The organism is Bradyrhizobium sp. STM 3809, assembly GCF_000239795.1.
Taxonomy (GTDB): Bacteria; Pseudomonadota; Alphaproteobacteria; order Rhizobiales; family Xanthobacteraceae; genus Bradyrhizobium.
On record NZ_CAFJ01000208.1, the window covers coordinates 1 to 1,560 of the forward strand.

1 protein-coding gene is annotated in these 1,560 nt (G+C 75.2%); it reads left to right on the forward strand.

All coding sequences use genetic code 11. From position 1 onward, the window contains the following. Positions 1-172 precede the first annotated feature (172 nt). A partial coding sequence (locus tag BRAS3809_RS11375; RefSeq protein WP_035656087.1) for an alpha-carboxysome scaffolding protein CsoS2 occupies positions 173-1,560 on the forward strand: 1,388 nt, incomplete at its 3' end.

Below are 1,560 nucleotides of genomic sequence, written 5' to 3' on the forward strand. Positions count from 1 at the left end.
GCCCGCGTCCGAACGCGTGCGTGACGGGTTTCGCAGCGCTTCGCTGCCCGAGGCCGGCGCCGGCGCAGCATTGCCGAGCGCGCCGCAGGCGCGCGCGGCCTCCGCTCCGGCAGCGCCGCCCTCCGCGGGATCGCCGCAACTCATACCCGGCGCATCGGGCCGGTCGCTGTCGATGCAGCGACGGCGGCTGCTGTCCGGTGGCAAGCAGGCGCTGAAGGCCGGCGCCGCGGCGCTGCCCGACAACATGCCGGTCGCGCTCGAGCCGCCACCGCCGACGCGCCATCAGCTGCGCGAGCGGCCGCGCAGCTACGTGCCGAAGGTCACGGAGTCCGACACCCAGGGCGGTCAGCGCATCACCGGCCGCAGCGTCGGCCATGGCGGCCAGGTCACCGGCGATGCGCGCGGCGTGGGCCAGCCGGTGTCCGGCACGCAATATCTCAGTGCGAACTCGGGCGCGGCCTTCGCCGCGGTGTCGACCAAGGTCGGGCTGGCGCGCACCCAGGGCGGTCTCGTGGTGTCCGGCACGCTGACGCGCAGCGCGGTCGCGATCACCGGCGACGAGCCGGGCCGCGGCGTCACCATCACCGGCGAGGTGGAGCAGTCGCCCGACGACGATGTCACCCGACGCGCATCGCCGATGTCGGCGCGCGGCGCGCGGGCGCGGATGCGGCCGCAGCGCATCGAGATGACCGAGAGCGGCCAGCCGGTCACCGGCTCCTCGCCCGGCTGCTCGCCGCGGATCACCGGCGACGACGTCGCCGCGAGCGGCCGGCAGGTGACCGGCGTGCAGCATTTGGCGCGGGCCGGCGCGCCGCCTGCGGCGGCGGCACGTTCGAAGGTGGCCGTCGCGCAGAGCTGGGGCGGCCAGCGCATCACCGGCTCCGACGTCGAGCATCATCACCGCGTCACCGGCGACGCGCCGGCGGCCGCAGCGCTGCTGACCGGCAGCCAGTATCAGGGACCCGCGACCGCCGCGCAGTGGTCGGAGCCCGAGGCCACCGCGCGCCGGCAGCGCCGCGCCTCTTCGCTTGCCGTGACCGGTGATACGCCGCGCAGCGATGGCGCCGTCACCGGCACCGCGCGCGGCGCCGGCCGCGATATCACCGGCACGCCCTATGACCGCGCCGACACGACGTCCGGCGACATCACGCTCGACGCGATCGGCCGCCGCTTCTCGATCCGCTCGCCGCAGCGCGAGGCCCAGCTGCGCGCGGCGTCGGGCGAGACGATCCCGACGAGCGAGCGCATCACCGGCGCGTTCGCCGCCGGCGGCCACAAGGTCACCGGCAATCTCGAATTCGCCGGCCGGCCGCGGCTGCGCCGGGACGATGATCCCGCAGGGCACGGCCGCCTGACTGGCGAGGGAATGAGTCATGGCCGCGTCACCGGCGACGCCTGGTCCGCAACCTCGCGCGTCACCGGCACCGAAGGCGCCTTCACGGTCGAGCGTAATCCGAGCGAGCGCGGGCCGCGCGCCAAGCCTTTCGCTGGCGCGGGCAGCTTCAAGGAGAAGGCCGTGCGCGAGGAGGCGAAGCAATTGGTGACCGGCATGTTCGGCTA